This is a genomic window from Streptomyces sp. NPDC006711 (assembly GCF_042869775.1).
GTDB lineage: Bacteria > Actinomycetota > Actinomycetes > Streptomycetales > Streptomycetaceae > Streptomyces.
In genome coordinates, this window is the sequence record NZ_JBIAGO010000013.1 from 58,901 (window position 1) to 77,447 (window position 18,547).

General features: G+C 71.3%; 18 protein-coding genes and 1 pseudogene. 10 read left to right on the plus strand and 9 right to left on the minus strand.

The window, feature by feature from the left end:
* Nucleotides 1-53: 53 nt before the first annotated feature.
* Nucleotides 54-248, minus strand: coding sequence for a hypothetical protein (locus tag ACFYM2_RS23990; RefSeq protein ID WP_359005535.1), 195 nt, complete (start codon nucleotides 246-248; stop codon nucleotides 54-56).
* A 32-nt stretch (nucleotides 249-280) separates the two neighbouring features.
* On the opposite strand from ACFYM2_RS23990, the pseudogene ACFYM2_RS23995 reads away from it, so the two are divergent.
* From ACFYM2_RS23995 to ACFYM2_RS24005, 3 genes and pseudogenes are all read left to right on the plus strand, one after another.
* Nucleotides 281-421, plus strand: a pseudogene (locus ACFYM2_RS23995) (hemin transporter); the annotation flags it as partial.
* Nucleotides 422-553: 132 nt separating this feature from the next.
* Nucleotides 554-1,144 carry an N-acetylmuramoyl-L-alanine amidase gene (locus ACFYM2_RS24000; protein ID WP_388839093.1) on the plus strand — a complete coding sequence of 197 codons (591 nt, stop codon included), beginning with the start codon at nucleotides 554-556 and terminating at the stop codon, nucleotides 1,142-1,144.
* A gap of 10 nt (nucleotides 1,145-1,154) precedes the next feature.
* A complete protein-coding gene (locus ACFYM2_RS24005; RefSeq protein ID WP_388456419.1) occupies nucleotides 1,155-2,036 on the plus strand; it encodes a 1-aminocyclopropane-1-carboxylate deaminase/D-cysteine desulfhydrase in 882 nt (293 codons plus the stop codon).
* Nucleotides 2,037-2,470: 434 nt separating this feature from the next.
* Here ACFYM2_RS24005 and ACFYM2_RS24010 read toward each other — a convergent pair whose 3' ends face one another.
* A complete protein-coding gene (locus tag ACFYM2_RS24010; RefSeq protein ID WP_359005540.1) occupies nucleotides 2,471-4,069 on the minus strand; it encodes a Na+/H+ antiporter in 1,599 nt (532 codons plus the stop codon).
* 56 nt (nucleotides 4,070-4,125) lie between these two features.
* Between ACFYM2_RS24010 and ACFYM2_RS24015 the strand changes: the two genes are divergently transcribed.
* The 3 genes from ACFYM2_RS24015 (at nucleotide 4,126) to ACFYM2_RS24025 (ending at nucleotide 6,003) form a co-directional block, all read left to right on the plus strand.
* Nucleotides 4,126-4,386: a UBP-type zinc finger domain-containing protein gene (locus ACFYM2_RS24015; RefSeq protein ID WP_350232592.1), complete on the plus strand. Its 261-nt coding sequence runs from the start codon at nucleotides 4,126-4,128 to the stop codon at nucleotides 4,384-4,386.
* A 256-nt stretch (nucleotides 4,387-4,642) separates the two neighbouring features.
* Nucleotides 4,643-5,056, plus strand: coding sequence for an anti-sigma regulatory factor (locus ACFYM2_RS24020; RefSeq protein WP_067163834.1), 414 nt, complete (start codon nucleotides 4,643-4,645; stop codon nucleotides 5,054-5,056).
* 14 nt (nucleotides 5,057-5,070) lie between these two features.
* Nucleotides 5,071-6,003, plus strand: a complete 933-nt coding sequence (locus ACFYM2_RS24025; RefSeq protein ID WP_359005621.1) for an RNA polymerase sigma factor SigF — start codon at nucleotides 5,071-5,073, stop codon at nucleotides 6,001-6,003.
* Between the two features lie 54 nt (nucleotides 6,004-6,057).
* Here ACFYM2_RS24025 and ACFYM2_RS24030 read toward each other — a convergent pair whose 3' ends face one another.
* Nucleotides 6,058-6,492 (minus strand): hypothetical protein, encoded by a 435-nt coding sequence (locus ACFYM2_RS24030; RefSeq protein ID WP_350232590.1) that lies wholly within the window; start codon nucleotides 6,490-6,492, stop codon nucleotides 6,058-6,060.
* Nucleotides 6,493-6,585: 93 nt separating this feature from the next.
* Between ACFYM2_RS24030 and ACFYM2_RS24035 the strand changes: the two genes are divergently transcribed.
* On the plus strand, nucleotides 6,586-7,551 hold the full coding sequence (locus ACFYM2_RS24035; protein WP_350232589.1) for a diacylglycerol kinase family protein: 966 nt from the start codon (nucleotides 6,586-6,588) through the stop codon (nucleotides 7,549-7,551).
* A 321-nt stretch (nucleotides 7,552-7,872) separates the two neighbouring features.
* Complete coding sequence (locus ACFYM2_RS24040) at nucleotides 7,873-8,130, plus strand: WhiB family transcriptional regulator (protein ID WP_004937597.1); 258 nt, start codon at nucleotides 7,873-7,875, stop codon at nucleotides 8,128-8,130.
* A 207-nt stretch (nucleotides 8,131-8,337) separates the two neighbouring features.
* Here the strand turns inward: ACFYM2_RS24040 and ACFYM2_RS24045 are convergent, their stop codons facing one another.
* Entirely contained in the window at nucleotides 8,338-9,804 is a 1,467-nt protein-coding gene (locus ACFYM2_RS24045) for a PAS domain-containing sensor histidine kinase (protein WP_350234765.1), read from the minus strand.
* Between the two features lie 402 nt (nucleotides 9,805-10,206).
* Here ACFYM2_RS24045 and ACFYM2_RS24050 point away from each other — a divergent pair, with 402 nt between their 5' ends.
* Complete coding sequence (locus tag ACFYM2_RS24050) at nucleotides 10,207-10,959, plus strand: SDR family oxidoreductase (RefSeq protein WP_388838954.1); 753 nt, start codon at nucleotides 10,207-10,209, stop codon at nucleotides 10,957-10,959.
* 200 nt (nucleotides 10,960-11,159) lie between these two features.
* Entirely contained in the window at nucleotides 11,160-11,945 is a 786-nt protein-coding gene (gene nagB, locus ACFYM2_RS24055) for a glucosamine-6-phosphate deaminase (RefSeq protein WP_359005548.1), read from the plus strand.
* A 636-nt stretch (nucleotides 11,946-12,581) separates the two neighbouring features.
* Here the strand turns inward: nagB and ACFYM2_RS24060 are convergent.
* Genes ACFYM2_RS24060 through ACFYM2_RS24080 form a run of 5 tightly spaced genes read right to left on the minus strand, consistent with a single transcriptional unit; the run spans nucleotide 12,582 to nucleotide 17,857 of the window.
* Nucleotides 12,582-13,775 (minus strand): MFS transporter, encoded by a 1,194-nt coding sequence (locus ACFYM2_RS24060; RefSeq protein WP_388838957.1) that lies wholly within the window; start codon nucleotides 13,773-13,775, stop codon nucleotides 12,582-12,584.
* 6 nt (nucleotides 13,776-13,781) lie between these two features.
* Complete coding sequence (locus ACFYM2_RS24065; protein ID WP_359005554.1) at nucleotides 13,782-14,327, minus strand: GNAT family N-acetyltransferase; 546 nt, start codon at nucleotides 14,325-14,327, stop codon at nucleotides 13,782-13,784.
* On the minus strand, nucleotides 14,324-15,493 hold the full coding sequence (locus ACFYM2_RS24070; protein ID WP_359005557.1) for a type III PLP-dependent enzyme: 1,170 nt from the start codon (nucleotides 15,491-15,493) through the stop codon (nucleotides 14,324-14,326). Before ACFYM2_RS24070 ends, ACFYM2_RS24065 begins: the two co-directional genes overlap by 4 nt.
* Nucleotides 15,486-16,805, minus strand: coding sequence for a DUF6271 family protein (locus ACFYM2_RS24075; RefSeq protein ID WP_388838960.1), 1,320 nt, complete (start codon nucleotides 16,803-16,805; stop codon nucleotides 15,486-15,488). Before ACFYM2_RS24075 ends, ACFYM2_RS24070 begins: the two co-directional genes overlap by 8 nt.
* On the minus strand, nucleotides 16,787-17,857 hold the full coding sequence (locus ACFYM2_RS24080; protein WP_359005562.1) for a phytanoyl-CoA dioxygenase family protein: 1,071 nt from the start codon (nucleotides 17,855-17,857) through the stop codon (nucleotides 16,787-16,789). The genes ACFYM2_RS24075 and ACFYM2_RS24080 overlap by 19 nt, the downstream gene beginning before the upstream one ends.
* Nucleotides 17,858-18,547: the final 690 nt, after the last annotated feature.

Here is an 18,547-nt window from a genome sequence, read left to right on the forward strand (position 1 = left end):
TGAGAACCCTCCCATTACGGAGAGTCGACGCGCCATTACTCAAATGAGTGGGACTAGAACGCCTCCGGTACGGGCAGTCCCGCGCGCCGTTCGAACGCCTCCAGAAGCAGGCGCTCGCCGGGTCCATAGCCGCGTTCGCCACCCACCTGGTGGACCGCCTCTACGCGGAGCCCGGTGGCGAGCTGCGCTCCAGCACCGTCAAGCGGGTCACGGGCGCCCCCGACGGCGAGGTTTCCAGCCACCTCCATGCCCGGGTCCGCGAGGGCGACACGCTGCGCGTCTCCCGGTGCCGTCGGGCACCCGCGCCCACCTCTGCGGCGCGCTCCCGTTCATGCGCGCGGTCCGCACCCAGCTGCTCGCCAAGGGCGTGGCGGCGGCCGACATCCACTACGAGGCCTTCGGGCCCGACCTCTGGCTCGCCCAGGACGGACGCATCGCGCGGCGGCGGATTGTCCGGATCGGCTCGCTCACCAAACCGAACAGATCGCCCCATAGCGGGAGTTGGGGTACAAGCGGTACGAGATGTTCCGCACCGCTCTGGAAGGAGGCGGCCATGGCCCCACCCATGTCCGCAGACCAGTTCCTCGCCGCCCTGCGCGCCGAAGGCCTCACCGTCGTGGAGACCGGCCAGTGGCGCAGCCACAACCGGGCCGGGCACGGCGGCTGGGGCCCGGTCAACGGCGTCGTCATCCACCACACCGCCACCAGCGGGTCCGACGCGACGGTCCGCCTCTGCTACGACGGTTACGAGGCACTGCCGGGGCCGCTGTGCCACGGCGTGATCACCAAGGACGGCCGGGTCCATCTCGTCGGCAACGGCCGCGCCAACCACGCCGGCGCGGGCGACGGTGATGTGCTGCGCGCCGTGATCGCCGAGAAGCGGCTGCCGCCGCCGGTGAAGAACGACACCGACGGGAACACGCACTTCTACGGGTTCGAGTGCGAGAACCTGGGGGACGGCAAGGACCCGTGGCCCCAGGCCCAGCTCGACGCCGTCGAGAAGGCCGCGGCCGCCGTGTGCCGTCACTACCGCTGGACCGAGCGCTCCGTCATCGGCCACAAGGAGTGGCAGGTCGGCAAGGTGGATCCGCGCGGGTTCACCATGGACTGGCTGCGCGAACGCGTGCGCGACCGGCTGAAGTGACAATGGACGCATGAACCCCGAAGCGCTCGCCCCCCGCCTGCCCTCCCCCCTGGAGGAGGCGGCGGACGAGCGTTTCGCGCGGCACGGGGTACGGCTCTTCCTCAAGCGGGACGATCTGATCCACCCCGACCTGGTCGGCAACAAATGGCGCAAGCTGAGCCTCAACCTGCGGGCCGCGGCGGGCCGGCCCGTCCTCACCTTCGGCGGCGCCTACTCCAACCACCTGCGCGCGACGGCCGCGGCCGGGCGGCTGCTCGGCTTCCCCACGATCGGGGTCGTACGCGGCGACGAGCTCGCGGGCCGGCCGCTCAACCCCTCCCTCGCCCGGTGCGCGGCGGACGGCATGCGGCTCCACTTCGTCGACCGCGCGCTGTACCGGCGCAAGTCCTCGCCGGACGTGCTCGCGGGCCTGCTCGACCTGCTCGGGCGTGACGCGTACGTCGTGCCCGAGGGCGGCAGCAACTCCCTTGCGGTACGGGGCTGTACGGCGCTCGGCGAGGAGCTGCGCGGGGTCACGGACGTGGTCGGGGTGGCCTGCGGCACCGGCGGCACCCTGGCCGGCCTGGCCGCCGGTCTCGCCCCCAGTCAGCGGGCGATCGGGGTGCCGGTCCTCAAGGGCGGCTTCCTTGCCCCGCAGATCCGCGCCCTCCAGCGTGAGGCCTTCGGCGAGGAGCGGGGGGACTGGACCCTGGACGAGCGCTTCCACTTCGGCGGGTACGCGCGGGTGCCGCCAGAACTGGACGCGTTCGCGCGGGACTTCGAGGAGCGGCACGGGGTGGGGGTGGAGCGGGTGTATGTGGCGAAGCTGCTTTACGCGCTGCTGGTCTTGACGGAGGAGACCACGTTCCCCCCAGGCACCCGCCTGACAGCAACCATCACGGGCCACCCGTGACTCCCGCGGCCCTGGCAGGGGCGGTGCTGGCCCACACCGGCAGGGCTCTCGACTGCGGGCCGTGGTCGCTCCCCGCGCAGTTCCCCGCGCCCCTGGGCAGGGTCCGTGCTGGCCCACACCGGCACCCTCAGCCCGTCCGGCGATTGAGGACGAGGCCGTTCAGGCCGAACGGGGTCTGGGGCGGAGCCCCAGGGAGGTTGGCTGCGGGTCGTGGTCGCTTCTCGCGCAGTTCCCCGCGCCCCTGGCGGGGTCCGTGCTGGCCCGCACCGGCACCCTCAGCCCGTCCGGCGATTGAGGACGAGGCCGTTCAGGCCGAACGGGGTCTGGGGCGGAGCCCCAGGGACCCGGGCTGCGCGCAGTTCCCCGCGCCCCTGGCGGGGTTCACGCTGGCCCGCACGGGCAACCTCGGGCCGTCCGGCGGATCGTGGCCGGGGTTAGGGCTCGCCCTCTCGGTAGGCGGCCGCTTCTTCCAGGTCCAGCCTGCGCAGCAACGTCCGCAGCATCTCGTCATCGATCCGCCGAGCATCCCGCAGGGAGACGAAAACCTCCCGCTCCGCCTCGATCATCGCGCGCGAAAGCCGCCGGTAGGTGTCGTCCGCCGACTCCCCCGTCTCCGCGTTGACCGCCCCCAACCGCTCCCACACCGCGTTGCGCCGCCGCTCAAGCACCGTCCGCAGACGGACCGCGAGCGGCGGCGGCAGGGCGTTGCGGTCGTCGGCAAGGAGCTCGTCCAGGCGGGCCTCGGCCGCGCGTGAGGCCTCGCTCTGGGCCTGCGCCTCGGCCAGCGTCTCGGCCTGGACGTCCCGCCCGGGAAGCCCGAGCAGCCGGATCAGCGGGGGCAGCGTGAGCCCCTGCACGACCAGCGTGCCGATCACCGTCGTGAAGGTGAGGAAGAGGACGAGGTTGCGCGCGGGGAAGGCCGAACCGTCCGCCATGGTCAGCGGGATCGAGAAGGCGATGGCGAGGGAGACCACGCCCCGCATCCCGGCCCACCCCACGATCACCGGCGCCGTCCAGTCGACCTGCGGCTCCCGGCGCCGTACCTTCTCCGACAGCGCGCGCGGCAGGAACGTGGCGGGAAAGACCCAGACGAACCGGACCGCCACCACCAGCGCGAACACCACCGACGCGTACCAGGCGGCCTCACCGCCCCCGTACTCCCCAAGTCCCTTGAGCACGACCGGCATTTGCAGTCCGATCAGCGCGAACACCGCGGATTCGAGGACGAAGGCGACCATCTTCCAGACCGCCTCCTCCTGGAGCCGGGTCGCGAAGTCCACCTGCCAGGAGCGGTGGCCGAGGTAGAGGGCCACCACGACGACCGCGAGCACCCCGGACGCCCCGACCTGCTCGGCCGCCGCGTACGCGACGAACGGGATGAGCAGCGACAGGGTGTTCTGGAGCAGCGCCTCGCGCAGATGGCGGCGCAGCCAGTGGATCGGCAGCATGAGCACGAGCCCGACGCCGATGCCCCCCACGGAGGCGAGCGCGAACTCCTTGAGCCCGCCGCCCCAGGTCGCCCCGGCCCCCACGGCCGAGGCGAGCGCCACCTTGTACGCGGTGATGGCGGTCGCGTCGTTCACCAGGGACTCCCCCTGGAGGATCGTGGTGATCCGGCTCGGCAGCCGCAGCCGGCGCGCGATGGCGGTGGCGGCGACCGCGTCCGGCGGCGCGATCACCGCGCCCAGCACGAGCGCCGCGGTGATCGGCAGACCGGGCACCAGGAGGTACGCGAGACAGCCGACGGCCACCGTCGCGAACAGGGTGTACCCGACCGAAAGCAGCGCCACCGGCCGCACGTTGGCGCGCAGATCGAGGTAGGAACTCTCCAGGGCCGCGGTGTGCAGCAGCGGGGGCAGGATGAGCGGCAGCACGACGTGCGGGTCCAGGGTGTACGCGGGGACGCCGGGCACGTACGCCGCGACCAGTCCCACCGCGACCAGGAGCAGCGGCGCGGGCACCGGCGTCCTGCGTGCTCCCCCCGCGACCGCCGCGCTCGCCGCGATCAGCGCCACCAGCGGCAATGCGTCCATCAGATCCGTCCGTCCCCACTCACCCGCGCCGGGCGCTCCGTCGTAACCTGGCCATCATGAGCGAGTGTCCGCACGTTGCAGAACTGCCGCGCCCCGAGCCGGCCCCGCTGAACGACACCTGCCCGGAGTGTCTGAAGGAGGGTACGCATCCCGTACAGCTGCGGCTGTGTCTGGTCTGTGGTCACGTCGGCTGCTGCGACTCCTCGCCGCACCAGCACGCCACGGCCCACTTCAAGGAGACCGGGCACGCGGTGATGCGCACCTTCGAGCCGGGCGAGAGCTGGCGCTGGTGTTTCGTGGACGGACTGCTGGTGTGATGACGGGGGTTCGACCCGGCGGTGCCTGGGTACGTCAACCCGGTCCCGGTTCACAGCAATTGGGCACCGCAAACCTCTAGCCACTGTCCGTACTCGTGGGCTTACCATGAGTGACAGCCGCCGGAAGAGCTTCGGCGACAGGGCACCATGGATCGCGATAGCGTCGCCAGTCCAGGTACGGACCCCGTACCCACGGCCCCGGGATCTCCCCGCTCCCCGGGCCCCGACAGAGCTTTGTGCCACCTTGGAGGTGAGGGTGTCCCAGATCGCAGGCGAGCCCGGTAATCAGGACTTCGTGGAGGTCCGGCTGCCGGCCGCGGGTGCCTACCTGTCAGTGCTGCGTACGGCCACGGCCGGTCTCGCGGCACGGTTGGACTTCACCCTCGACGAGATCGAGGACCTGCGCATCGCGGTCGACGAGGCCTGCGCGATCCTCCTCCAGCAGGCCGTACCGGGTTCGGTGCTGAGCTGCGTGTTCCGCCTCGTCGACGACTCACTGGAGGTCACGGTCTCCGCCCCGACCACCGACGGCCGGGCCCCTGAGCGCGACACCTTCGCCTGGACGGTGCTCTCCGCCCTGGCCGGCAAGGTCGACTCCTCGGTGGCCGATGACCGCACGGTCTCCATCAGCCTGTACAAACAGCGCGGCGCGGGACCCGGACCGGCGTGAGCGGGGAGGGTCCGGTGCGGGACGACGAGCGCAATCCCGACGTGCCGCGCTCCGCGGACATCCCGGAGCAGCAGGCCCGGCCGCACCCGGTGGACAGCCCTGTGGATGGCCCAGATGGCGTTTGGTACGCGGCGGAGCAGGCAGAGCGGGCGGCCCTTATGAGCGAGCACACCGAGCACAGGCACCACGATCCGCACGACCGCAGCGGGGCGCGGGCGATGTTCATCCAGCTGCGCGAGCTGCCCGAGGGCTCCCCGCAGAAGGCCGAGCTGCGCAATCAGCTGGTACGGATGCATCTGCCTCTGGTCGAACACCTGGCGCGGCGCTTTCGCAACCGGGGCGAACCGCTGGACGACCTGACCCAGGTCGCCACGATCGGCCTGATCAAGTCGGTGGACCGGTTCGACCCCGAGCGGGGCGTGGAGTTCTCGACGTACGCGACACCCACCGTGGTCGGCGAGATCAAGCGGCACTTCCGCGACAAGGGCTGGGCGGTGCGGGTCCCGCGCCGGCTCCAGGAGCTGCGGCTCGCGCTCACCACGGCGACGGCCGAGCTGTCCCAGCAGCACGGCCGCTCACCGACGGTGCACGAGCTGGCCGAGCGCCTTGGCATCTCGGAGGAGGAGGTCCTTGAGGGCCTGGAGTCGGCGAACGCCTACTCCACGCTCTCCCTGGACGTGCCGGACACGGACGACGAGTCGCCCGCGGTGGCGGACACCCTGGGCGCCGAGGACGAGGCGCTTGAGGGCGTCGAGTACCGGGAGTCCCTGAAGCCGCTGCTCGAAGACCTGCCGCCGCGCGAGAAGCGGATTCTGCTGCTGCGCTTCTTCGGGAACATGACGCAGTCCCAGATCGCGCAGGAGGTCGGCATCTCGCAGATGCACGTCTCGCGGCTGCTGGCCCGCACGCTGGCGCAGCTGCGCGAGCGGCTGCTCGTTGAGGAGTAGGGGCGGAATAGCGGCAGAGCAGGGCGGAACAGGCGATCCCCGTCCGGTGCGCGGTTACGCGTCGCGCACCGGACCGCGGATGCCGAGCGCCTGGGTGGTGGCCGGGTTCACGAGGAGCACCAGGCCGGTGACGGCGACGGCGGCCAGCGCGATGCCCGCGGGGATCCAGGGGGCGCCGTCGGAGTTGAGGAACATCCAGGCGACCGGGAGCGCCATGATCTGGGTGATCATGGCGGGGCCCCGGCTCCAGCGGCGGCGCAGCAGCAGGCCGCGCGCGGCGATCAGCGGGATCAGGCCGAGGACCACCAGGGTCAGGCCACCCGTCTCGGCCTGGGTCGGCCGGTCGGGCTTGCCGGTCAGGCCCATCACGAGCATGAAGAGGCCACCGGCGACCAGGGCGAGCCCTTCGAGCCCGGACAGCGCGGCCGCGGCGGTCAGCCGGCCGGGGCGCGGTCCCTCGGGGGTTTCGGGGGTCTGCTCAGTACTCACCCAGCCAGGGTAGCCCGGCCGGCGCCCGTCTCCCGGGTCCGGCCGCCCGGGCCAGGTGCGCCTCAATACCCCCCGGTAGGTAGTCTGGCGCCCATGCGTGCACTTCTCGTGGTCAACCCGGCGGCTACCACCACCAGTGCGCGCACGCGTGATGTCCTGCTGCACGCGCTGGCCAGCGAGATGAAGCTGGAGGCGGTGACCACCGAGTACCGGGGGCACGCCAAGGACCTCGGGCGGCGGGCCGCCGAGAGCAGTGACATCGATCTCGTGGTGGCGCTCGGCGGTGACGGCACGGTCAACGAGGTCGTGAACGGCCTGCTGCACAACGGTCCGAGCCCCGAACTCCCGGAATTCGCGGTGGTGCCCGGCGGTTCGACGAATGTGTTCGCGCGCGCTCTGGGACTGCCCAATGACGCTGTGGAGTCGACCGGTGTCATTCTGGACGCGTTGCGCGAGAACCGGAGCAGGACGGTGAGCCTCGGTCTGGCGTCGGGGGTCCCGGGAACGGCGGACGAGGGCGTTCCTGAACGCTGGTTCACTTTCTGTGCCGGGTTCGGATTCGACGCGGGTGTGGTGGGCCGGGTCGAACAGCAGCGGGAGCGTGGAAAGCGCTCGACGCACGCCCTCTATTTGCGCCAGGTGGCGCGCCAGTTCTTCGGCGAGCCCCACCGCAGACACGGCCAGATCACGCTGGAGCGGCCGGACGGGGAGACGGTCGAAGACCTCGTGCTCTCCATAGTCTGCAACACCTCTCCCTACACCTACCTGGGCAATCGTCCTCTGTACGCGTCCCCGGAGGCCTCCTTCGACGCGGCCCTCGACGTGCTGGCGCTGACCCGGATGACCACCCCCTCCGCGACGCGTTACGCGACCCAGTTGCTCACTTCCACGCCAGAACGGGGTCCGCGCGGCAAGCACGCGGTTTCCCTGCACGACTTGACGGACTTCACCTTGCATTCCAAGGCCCCGCTCCCCTTCCAGATGGACGGCGACCACCTGGGGCTGCGGAGCAGCGTCGCGTTCACAGGCGTACGCCGTGCACTGCGTGTGATTGTGTGAGTGGAAGGGCCCAAAGTCCTTTCACTCGAACGTTTAGGCTGGCATCCACCCCATGGAAGTACGACTGTGACCCAGTCGACACCGAGGAATCCAAAAAAACTTTCCGGAAGGGGTTGTATCCGCCGCCGAGGTTTGCGAATCTCTACATGGCGATCGGGACGGCCCGCAACACCAGCCTCCACTGAAAGCCAGAACCCCTCCTCAAAACCCGGACCACCACCAGTCCAACTGGAAGATGGCCCTTCCCTTGTTGAGGGATTCGTGAAAGCGTTCACATTCACAAGCACCCCCCCGCACGTAACACCAAGAGAGGTAGCAGCCATGGACTGGCGTCACAACGCCGTTTGTCGTGAGGAAGACCCCGAGCTGTTCTTCCCCATCGGCAACACCGGTCCTGCGCTGCTGCAGATCGAGGAAGCCAAGGCCGTCTGCCGCCGCTGCCCCGTCATGGAGCAGTGCCTGCAGTGGGCGCTCGAGTCCGGCCAGGACTCCGGCGTCTGGGGTGGCCTCAGCGAGGACGAGCGCCGCGCGATGAAGCGCCGTGCCGCTCGCAACCGGGCGCGCAACGCGACCGCCTGAGCCCCCACACCTGCCTTAGCCCCGCGCGGCGCGTACAGAGCGTACGCACTCACCGCCCCCCGAGCCGCAGCGCGCAGCAGTAGAAACAAACCCACAGCATTCGAGCCCCGAACCGTGCCACATGGTTCGGGGCTCGCTGCTGTGCAGGGCGGTATGGGCCGTCCGGATCGCCAAAGGCCGTGTACGCCGGCGGAGCCCGGGTACGCGCTACTTCTCGGGACCCACCGGGATGTCGAGTACGACCTTCGTGCCGCGCTCCGGTGCCGGGACCATGTCGAAGCTTCCGCCCAACTCGCCCTCCACCAGGGTCCGTACGATCTGGAGGCCCAGGTTTCCCGTGCGTTTCGCGTCAAAGCCCTCGGGCAGTCCCCGGCCGTCGTCCCGCACGGTGATCAGCAGCCGGGAGTCCTCGCGGGTGCCGCCGCGCAGCGCCGCCACCTCGACCGAGCCCTGGTCGCCGGGGACGAAGGCGTGCTCAAGGGCGTTCTGCAACACCTCGGTCAAGACCATGGACAGCGGGGTGGCGACCTCGGCGTCGAGTATCCCGAAGCGGCCGGTGCGACGGCAGTCGATCTTGCCGGGTGAAATCTCGGCGACCATGGCGAGGACCCGGTCGGCGATCTCGTCGAACTCGACGCGTTCGTCCAGGTTCTGCGACAGCGTCTCGTGCACGATGGCGATCGAACCGACGCGCCTGACCGCCTCGTTGAGTGCTTCCCGGCCCTGGTCGGAGTCCATCCGGCGGGACTGGAGACGCAACAGGGCAGCCACCGTCTGGAGGTTGTTCTTCACCCGGTGGTGGATCTCCCGGATGGTGGCGTCCTTGGTGATCAACTCCCGCTCCCGGCGACGCAGTTCGGTCACGTCGCGCAGCAGCACGAGCGAGCCGATGCGCGTGCCCTTCGGCTTGAGCGGGATGGCGCGCAGCTGGATGACGCCGTCGTTGCCCTCGACCTCGGCCTCGCGGGGCGCGTAGCCGCTGGCGAGTTTGGCGATGGCCTCGTCCACCGGTCCGCGCGAGGGCGCGAGCTCGGCGGTGAGCTGGCCCAGGTGCTGGCCCACGAGGTCGGAGGCGAGGCCGAGCCGGTGGTAGGCGGAGAGCGCGTTGGGCGAGGCGTACTGGACGATGCCGTCGGCGTCCAGCCTGATCAGGCCGTCACCGGCGCGCGGTGAGGCGTCCATGTCCACCTGCTGGCCGGGGAAGGGGAAGGACCCGGCGGCGATCATCTGGGCGAGGTCGGACGCGGACTGGAGATAGGTGAGTTCGAGCCGCGAGGGCGTACGGACAGTGAGCAGGTTGGTGTTCCGCGCGATGACGCCGAGAACGCGGCCCTCGCGGCGTACGGGAATGGACTCGACGCGGACCGGGACCTCCTCGCGCCACTCCGGATCGCCCTCGCGCACGATGCGGCCCTCGTCGAGGGCGGCGTCCAGGAGCGGGCGCCGGCCGCGCGGGACGAGGTGGCCGACCATGTCGTCCTGGTAGGAGGTCGGGCCGGTGTTGGGGCGCATCTGGGCGACCGACACATAGCGGGTGCCGTCCAGGGTGGGGACCCACAGGACCAGGTCGGCGAAGGAGAGGTCGGAGAGCAGCTGCCACTCCGATACCAGCAGGTGCAGCCACTCGAGGTCGGACTCACTCAGAGCGGTGTGCTGGCGGACGAGGTCGTTCATGGAGGGCACGAGGCGAGCGTACCCGCGGATCTCGGCCGATATGACTGCGGGCCGCGGCGCCGGGACGGGACCCTCAGCCCGTCCGGGCACCGCAGCCCGGTTGCCGGCCGACGGGTGTGCGGTCCCCTCGGCCGTCAAAGAGAGGTCACGGCGCGGTCAGGGCAGAGAGCGCCGGGGCCTCGGTTCCGCCCGCCTGTGCGGGGTGGGCGGAAGCGCGGTGTGTTCATTGTGGACTAGACCATTCTGCCCTGTCCATCCGTATGCACGACGCAATATCCCGTGCCGGCCCCAAGGGCGCAACCTTCCGAGGGCGGCACTCTTCTGTAATCATCGCTACAGAATATGTTACGTTCCTTCCGTAGCGACCGCTACTTAATTCACCGGGGTGGAAGGGGCGCGGCCATGGGCACGCTCGACGGGAAGACGGCGCTGGTCACGGGCGGTAGCAGGGGGATCGGGCGGGGCATCGCCGAACGGCTCGGGCGGGACGGGGCGCGCGTGGGGGTGCACTACGCCACCAACGAGGCGGCGGCCAAGGAGACGGTCGCGGCCATCGAGGCGGCGGGCGGCTCCGCCTTCGCCGTCGGCCAGGAGCTGGGGGTCTCGGGGGACGCGGCGGCGCTGTGGGAAGCCTTCGACCGCGAGGCCGACGGGGTCGACATCCTCGTGAACAACGCGGGGATCGGGTGGCCCGTGCCGTTCGGGGAGGTCACGGAGGAGACGTACGACTGGTTCTTCGCGGTCAACGCCAGGGCGCCGTTCTTCGTGACGCAGCTCGGCCTGTCCCGGCTGCGGGACGCAGGGCGCGTCATCAACATCTCCAGCGGGCTGGCCCGCGCGGCCATGATGCCGCAGACGCTCACCTACGCGATGACCAAGGGCGCGCTGGACGTCCTGACCCGCAACCTGTCCAAGGTCCTCGGGCCGCGCGGGATCACGGTCAACTCGGTGGCGCCCGGGGTGATCGACACCGACATCAACGCGGACTGGCTGCGGGCGGACGACGGGGCGTGGGCGGCGACGGCGGCGATGTCGCCGCTGGGCAGGGTCGGTGAGGCGTCCGACATCGCCGACGTGGTGGCGTTCCTGGCCTCGGACGACGGGCGCTGGATCACGGGCCAGTGGCTGGACGCGACGGGCGGGGCGATCGCCTAGGGCGGCGGGCGGGGCGGGTCCGTCGCGCGGGGCGGGTCCGTCGCGCGGGCGGGGTGCTTCATCGTGCGTGCCCCCCAATGGCCGTCTCCGTATGCGTGACGGCAACCCCGTCGGACGACCATGGGGAGGGGCGCGCCCTCTGCTAGATTGGTCTATACCACGCCCGTTGCAGTATCACGTCACCAGATCGGCAGGCCCTCGTGGAAGTTGTCATCGTCCCGGACGCCAAGGCAGGCGGCGAGCTCATCGCGGAGTCGATCGCCGCCCTGTGGCGACGCAAGCCCGACGCGCTGCTCGGCGTGGCCACCGGATCGACCCCGATCCCGATCTACGAGGCCCTGACGGCCAAGGTCACCGCCGGTGACGTGGACGTCTCGCGGGCCCGGGTGTGCCAGCTCGACGAGTACGTGGGGCTGCCGGCCGGGCACCCCGAGTCCTACCGTGCCACGGTGATCCGGCAGGTCGTCGAGCCGCTCGGGCTCGGTGCGGACTCCTTCATCGGCCCGGACGGCTCCGCCGATGACGTACAGGCGGCGTGCGAGGCGTACGATCTCGCGCTGGCCTCGGCCGGCGGTGTGGACCTCCAGATCCTGGGGATCGGCACCGACGGGCACATCGGCTTCAACGAGCCCTGCTCCTCGCTCGCCTCGCGTACCCGGATCAAGACGCTGACCGAGCAGACCCGGGTCGACAACGCGCGGTTCTTCGACGACGACATCGACCAGGTGCCGCACCATGTGATCACGCAGGGTATCGGCACGATCCTGGAGGCGCGGCACCTGGTGCTGCTCGCGACGGGTGAGGGCAAGGCGGAGGCGGTGGCGCAGACCGTGGAGGGGCCGGTGGCGGCGGTTGTTCCGGCGTCGGCGTTGCAGTTGCACCGGCATGCGACGGTTGTCGTGGACGAGGCGGCGGCGTCCAAGCTGAAGCTTGCGCCGTACTTCCGCCACACGTTCGCCAACAAGCCGGTGTGGCAGGGGCTTTAGCCTCCCCAGGGTGCGTTGCGCCTGGGCGGCGGGCGGGGGATGCGCGTTGCGCGGGGCGTCCGGGGTGCGTGTGCGGCACCGTTCGCGCAGTTCCCCGCGCCCCTGAGTACGCGCTGCGCGTCGTAGGGCGGGTCTGTCCCTGCGGGCCGTGCGTGGCCGTTCGCGCAGTTCCCCGCGCCCCTTGAAGCGCGCTCCGCGCGCATAGGCCGAGTCCCCGTGCGGACCGCCCGTGGCTGAGCGCGCAGTTCCCCGCGCCCCCAAAACGCCCCCGACGCCGCACCGGGCACCCCCTGCGGACCACCCCGCCCGCCAAAACGCGCCCCGCGCCGCACCGGCCATCCCTTGCGGGCCAGCCGCGCCCCTTCAAGCGCGCTCCGCGCGCACAGGCCGGAGTCCCCCTGCGGACCGTCCCTGGCTGAGCGCGCAGTTCCCCGCGCCCCTCAGGCGGCGCTGCGCGCCGTCCCTGCATCTCAGGGGCGCGAGGAACTGCGCGACCAGCCACCCACCACCCGCAGCCAAACACCCGCACACCAGCCACCCCAGGGGCGCGAGGAACTGCGCGACCAGCCGTCCATCGCCCGCGGCCAAGCACGTGCTCAACCACCCCAGGGGCGCGGGGAACTGCGCAAACGGCACTCAGCGCGTGCCCGCCCCGCGCGGTTGCGGCGTCGCCAAGGATGGGAAGCGGATGCGCGTGCTGCATAGGGAGACGGCCAGGGCCGAGACCGCCACCGCACCCATCCCCCACGCCAGACTCGTGCCGCTCGCGATGAAGCCGATCACCGCGGGCCCCGCCAACAACCCCGTCGTCCCCATCGCCGCGACCAGCGCCAACGCGTCCGAACCCTGCCGCGCCGCCGCCACGTACACGCACGGCGTCACCGCCGCGATGCCGAGGCCGACGCAGGCGAAGCCGAGCAGCGCCGGGACCACCCCGCCCGCCAGCAGGGCCAGCGCGAGGCCCGCGCCGGCCAGCGCGCTGCCGGCCCGCACCACGCGCTCGTCGCCCCACTTGCCGCGCCAGCCGTCCGCGAAGAGCCGGGCCAGCACCATCATGACCGAGACGACCGCGATGCCCAGCGGCGCGAGGGAGGCCGTCGCGCCGGCGCTGTCCTTCAGATAGAGCGCGGACCAGTCGCTCATGGCCCCCTCGGTGACCGTCCCGAACGCCATCGCGAGCCCCATCCAGATGGTCACCCGGGTGGGCAGGGCCGGCCTGCGCCGCTTCTCCGCGGCGGGCCGCGCCGGCTCGGCCGCGCTCTGGTCCTGCGGCAGCAGACCTCCCCGCGCGGCCAGCACCAGGACCACCAGCAGCGCCGTCGCCGCGCCGAAGTGGACCGGCAGGGCCGGGGAAAGCGTCGTCACGCCGGAGGCGAGCAGCGCGGCGAACAGCGAACCGGCGCTGAACGTCGCGTGCATCCTGGCCATCGTCGTGCGCTGGTAGGCGACCTCCAACGCGGCCGCCTGCGCGTTCATCGCCACGTTCAGGCACCCGACCGCGATCCCGTCGAAGAACGCGATGAGCAGCGTCACCGGGTAGTCGGGCGTGACCGAGAACGCCAGCAGGACCGCGCCGAGGCAGAGCGTGGAGCAGATCGCGAGCCGCCGCGAACCCAGCCGTTTCGTGAGGACCGCCACGAGCGGGAAGGAGACCGCCGCGCCCGCCCCGCAGGCCATGAGGAGCAGCCCGAGCTCCGCCTCGGACAGGCCGAGCCGCGTCTTGAGGGCGGGGATGCGGGAGACCCACGTGGCGTACTGGAAGCCGAGACAGCAGAACAGGGCCGCGATCGCCACTTGGGAGCGGCGGTATGCGTCGAAGGGGCCGAACATACGGATTTAGCCTACTTCCATGGACATGTACACCGCGTTCGCGCCATAGCTCGGCGGCAGTTCGACCTCGGGACGGGGCTGGTAGCCGAGCGGGGCCCAGACGACATGGGCTCCCCTGACGGCCACCATGGAGATGCGCTCGAAGCCCAACTCCCGCGCCACGGAGCGCAGATGGGTGAGCAGGCGGGGCCCGAGGCCCCGGCCGCGCAGCTGCTCGGCGATCACCAGGTCGTGCGCGTGCAGGTTGCGCGTCGCCGCCGAAGGCAGCGGCCCCGCCTCCTCCGCCCTGCTGAGATCCGGGCTGCTCAGGGGCGGGTACGGCAGGGCGAGGAGGTAGCCGCCGACGCGTCCCTCGTGCTCCACCACGAAGCATGTGCCGGGCGCGTAACGGGACTTGAGGGCAGCACGCCCCTCCGACAGACCGTCCCGCGCATAGGCGCCGGCTTCCAGGGCCACGATCGCGTCCCAGTCGCCATCGGCCAGCGGGCGGATGACGACGTCCGGGTCCAGCACGAGCCTGTCGTCCGGGACGGTGTTCAGCTGCGGCGTCACCGCGAACCTCCGATGCAGGTGTACGGCAGCGGGTCGAAGCCGTTGAAACCCTGAGTGGTGTAGCCGACGGCGTAGGCGCCGCAGGAGTGGATCCAGACCGGATCCCCCGAGGCGGCCGACGCGGGCACCCGCACAGGACCCGCCTCGTCGAACGCGTCGTCGCTGTCGCAGGTGGGCCCGGCGACCACGGCCAAAACGCGCGGGCCCGTGTCGTGGCCGGGGAACTCCAGGCGGTACTGCAACGCGTCCATCTCGTACAGACCGTTGAACTTGCCGCAGCTCAGGTACAGCCAGTGCCGGCGCGTGCCGTCGTGCCCGCGCCGCGCCGAGAGCCGGGAGACCCGGGCCCGGATCGCGCCGTGGTCGGCGACCAGGTGCCGCCCGGGCTCCAGCAGGAACATCAGGGGCGACGCCGACTCCTCGCGCAGCCGCTCCATGCCTTCGCGCAGCACCGCGAAGATCTTGTCGAGGGGCGGATCGAGCGGCCGGCCCGCCCGGTCGAGGCAGCCGAGCGCGGGCAGGCCGCCGCCGAGGTTGATCCGGTCGAGCAGGATGCCGCGCCCGTTCAGGGTCACGACCAGGTCCGTCAGGTCGTCGATGGCGCTTTGCCAGGCCTCGGCCGTCATCTGCTGCGAGCCGACGTGCACGGACAGACCCGAGGGGACGAGGCCCGCGTCCCGGGCCGACTCCAGGACCCGTACGGCGTCGTCGGCCGAGCAGCCGAACTTGCGGCTCAGACCCCACAGCGCGCCCTCACCACTGGTGGCGAGGCGGCAGAACACCCGCGAGCCGGGGGCGTGCCGGGCGATGGCGCGGACGTCCTCGACGCTGTCGGTGGCGAAGTCGCGTACGCCCATGCGGTACGCGGCGGCGATGTCCTGATCCGATTTGATCGTGTTGCCGTAGTGGATCAGACCGGCCGGCACACCGGTCGCCAGGGCCTGCTCGATCTCGTTGGGGCCGGCCGCGTCGAAGCCCGCGCCCTTCGCGGCGAGGCAGGCAAGCACCTCGTCCACGGGGCACGCCTTCATCGCGAACCGGACCGCGACGCCGGGCAGTTCCCGCAGCAGCGCCGCGTACTGGTCCTCGATCCCGGCGAGGTCGAAGAAGATCCGGTCGTCGGTGGCGGCCGCGAGGGCCGCCCGGATGGCCGCGCTCTCACGCATCGTCGCCGCCCTGGAGCGGACTCAGTGACTTGGCGGCCGCCACCAGCGGCCCCCACGCCTCGATGAGCAGCGCGAAGTCCTCGGTGTCGGCCTGTGCCTCGTCGAGCAGGCGATCGCGCAGCGGCATGAGGTGGTCGGCGAACTCGGCGTATTTTCCGCCCAGTTGGCGGTAGCAGCGATCGAGGACGTCGAGCCTGCGGATGTTCTCGGCGCGGTCCTCGCCCGTGCTGTGGGCGACCAGCGCGCCGATCGCGTCGGCGCGGAGGTGGTGGCGCTCGTCGAGCAGTGCGCCACGGACGCGCTCCATCTCCGTGTAGACGGGATAGAGGTAGAGCATGGACAGGAGGAACTTGGTCCACCGCAGCTGGTAGGCGGTGAATCCGGGCCCGGTGCGCCGCTCGGGGGTGTAGTAGTTCACGATGTTGCGGTTGTGCACCACGCCGGGCAGCGTCGCGTCCCGCACCACGTGCAGCAGGAAGTAGTCGCTGCCTATGGTGCTGGTGGCGGGCGGCAGCGGCACGCGTTCATAGACCTCGCGGTCGAGGGCGATGTTGCACATGTCGACCCGCCAGATGTCGGGGGTGCCGAGCGTGGACTCGTCGTGCGTGAAGGGGTCGGTCCCGGCGCCGACGAAGGAGTCGTCGACCAGTTCGCGGCGCTCCTCGGGCGGGGTGCCGGCCTCGGCCCACAGGCCGACGACCTCGTAGTAGATCTCCGGGTCCAGGTCGCGTATCTCCCCGATGTCCACCGACAGCTCACCCACGAAGGAACTGCCCACCATCGACACCGGCTTGTACACGTCGGCCGGGTCCAGGCGGGTCCTGGTGACGCCGGGCAGGGCGTCCACGGCGCGCTTGCCGAGGGACAGCAGCTCGTGGTGGATGGGGAAGACGGGTTCGCCGTCGAGCATCTGGTAGCTGCTGTCGGAGTCCCTGCGGTGCACGGACTCGCAGCCCAGCGCGCTGGCGATCAGGAAGGCGCGGTTGGTGCAGGCCCCGTAGGACACGCCGGCGGGCAGCATGAGGTCGAGCATCAGGTCGGGCTTGGCGACGCCGGCGCCCTCGATGACCCGCCGCAGGAAGTCGCGCTGGCGCGCCTCGTCGAGGTGGTGCACGACGACGCCGGGGGACGGCGCCAACTCGCTTACGGTACGGGCGTGTTCGGCGCGAGCACGGTCGTCGGAGGAGTCCAGGACGAGCAGGTGGACCTCGACGTCGAAGTGGGCGGCGGCGTGTGCGGCCTCCTCGTGGACGGCCACGAGAGTGGCCGCGCACGCCCGGTTGGTGGGCAGCGTCAGGCAGATGCGTCGCACGCGGGCTCCTCCGTGGGGGCCACGGGCCCGGTGGTGCCCCACGACGTGAGGCCGAGCAGCTTGGCGCCGAGGTCGTCGAGGGCGGCGGTGGGGTACCGGAGCGCTTCGGGGCGGCGCGCGTCGCCGACGAGCGTCTTGTTCCAGTCCGGGGTGCTGAGGGTGCGCCAGGACTCCACGCGCGAGGCGCGCACCTCGTGGTCCGATTCGAGCGCGGGCATCATCGAGAGGTACTGGACCGCGCGGACACCGTTGTCAGAGGTGTTGCGGGCCACGCCGTGCGCGAGCAGGCCGTTCCAGATCAGCAGGTCGCCGGCCTTGAGCTCGGGGCGGACGACCGGGAACTCGGCGCGGTCGGCGTTCGGCCTGATGGGGTCGCGGTCGGCGGGCTGCGCGACCTTCCACTCCTCGAAGCGGCGGAACAGCTCGGGCGAGCACTGGAAACCGCCGTGGTCGTCCTGGGTGTCATTGAGCGCGATGATGCCCTGGACGCGCTGCGGCAGCACACCGAGCGTGGTGTCGACGTCCCAGTGCAGCTCGATGTCGAAGCCCTTGTCGGTGGGCTCGATGTGCGCGCGGTCGCGGTCCTTGATGTTGGGCGGGTTCAGATTGAGCCGGTCGAGGGTGACCCACAGCTCCTCGCAGTCCCACACGTCGGCGAACGCCTCGTACACCCGGCGCGTCTGACGGCTGTCCCACAGGAGCTGGTGGTGGTACGCCTCCACGAACCCGTAGACGTGCAGGTGCTGTTCGAGCTCGGTGGCGAAGACCCGGTCCTCGGAGTACCAGGTCTCGGGGCGCTCGGGGTCCAGGCCCTGGAAGTCCCAGGCGAAGTCGAGGAGGCGGCGCGCGGCGGCGGCCGGGATCGCCTCCCTGACGATGACGTAGCCGTACGTCTGCCAGAAGGCGAAGTCCTCCTCGGAGAGCACGCGCAGGGGGCGCGTCTTGTCGATGTCGCGCAGCGGGGTGCGGGCGAGGTAGGTCTCACCGCCGTCCGAGCTGAAGTAGGGGCGGGCCGAGGCGGCTCGGTAGAGGTGGCGGTCGGGGGCCGGCATGCGATCACTCCGGTGGTCGGGGGGTCGGGGGTCGTTGGCGTGGGGATCCCCGGTGGCACGGGGAACCGGGCCCGGGCGCGGGCGCGGTGGGATGGGGTGGCGGCGGGGCGGGATCGGCGGGGTGCGGTGGCCGGTGCGGACCGTGCGCCTTCGGCCGGATGTGGTCACGGCCGGTCGGCGGCGGGCGGCGCGGCGGGCGGGGGCGGCTTGCGGTCGTGTTCGCGTCCGGTGCCGGGCGTGCGGCCGGTCACGGCCGCGAGGTGTGCGGCGCCGGGCGGTACGGGACGCTCCCGGGCGGCCCTCGTTCCGGCCGCTTCACCCTGGGGCGTTGCGCGGGCAAACAGGCTCGGAGCGACCGGACTTGGCGGGCTCGGCGCCTCGTCGCGCCGGCCGGTCACCCGGCGGAGAGTGTCCCTCTCGACAACGGCAGGGCCGGGTGCCACCTCCTTGCGCTCGGTGCCGCTCAGGGATCGAGGGCACCCTCACCGATCTTGCGTTCCTCCAAGGTGGACTAGACCAACTTCTGGTGTCAAGCCCGAAGTTGAGGCCGTACAAGTCCGGAATCGGGCCGGTTCACGCACCGGACACACGGCGGATACGTACTGTCAAGTAGACCGCCCTGTCGTCGAGTTGAGGGCCGTTCGGCGGGGAATCCGGAACGCGCGACTCCGGAGAACCGGCGCGATTCGG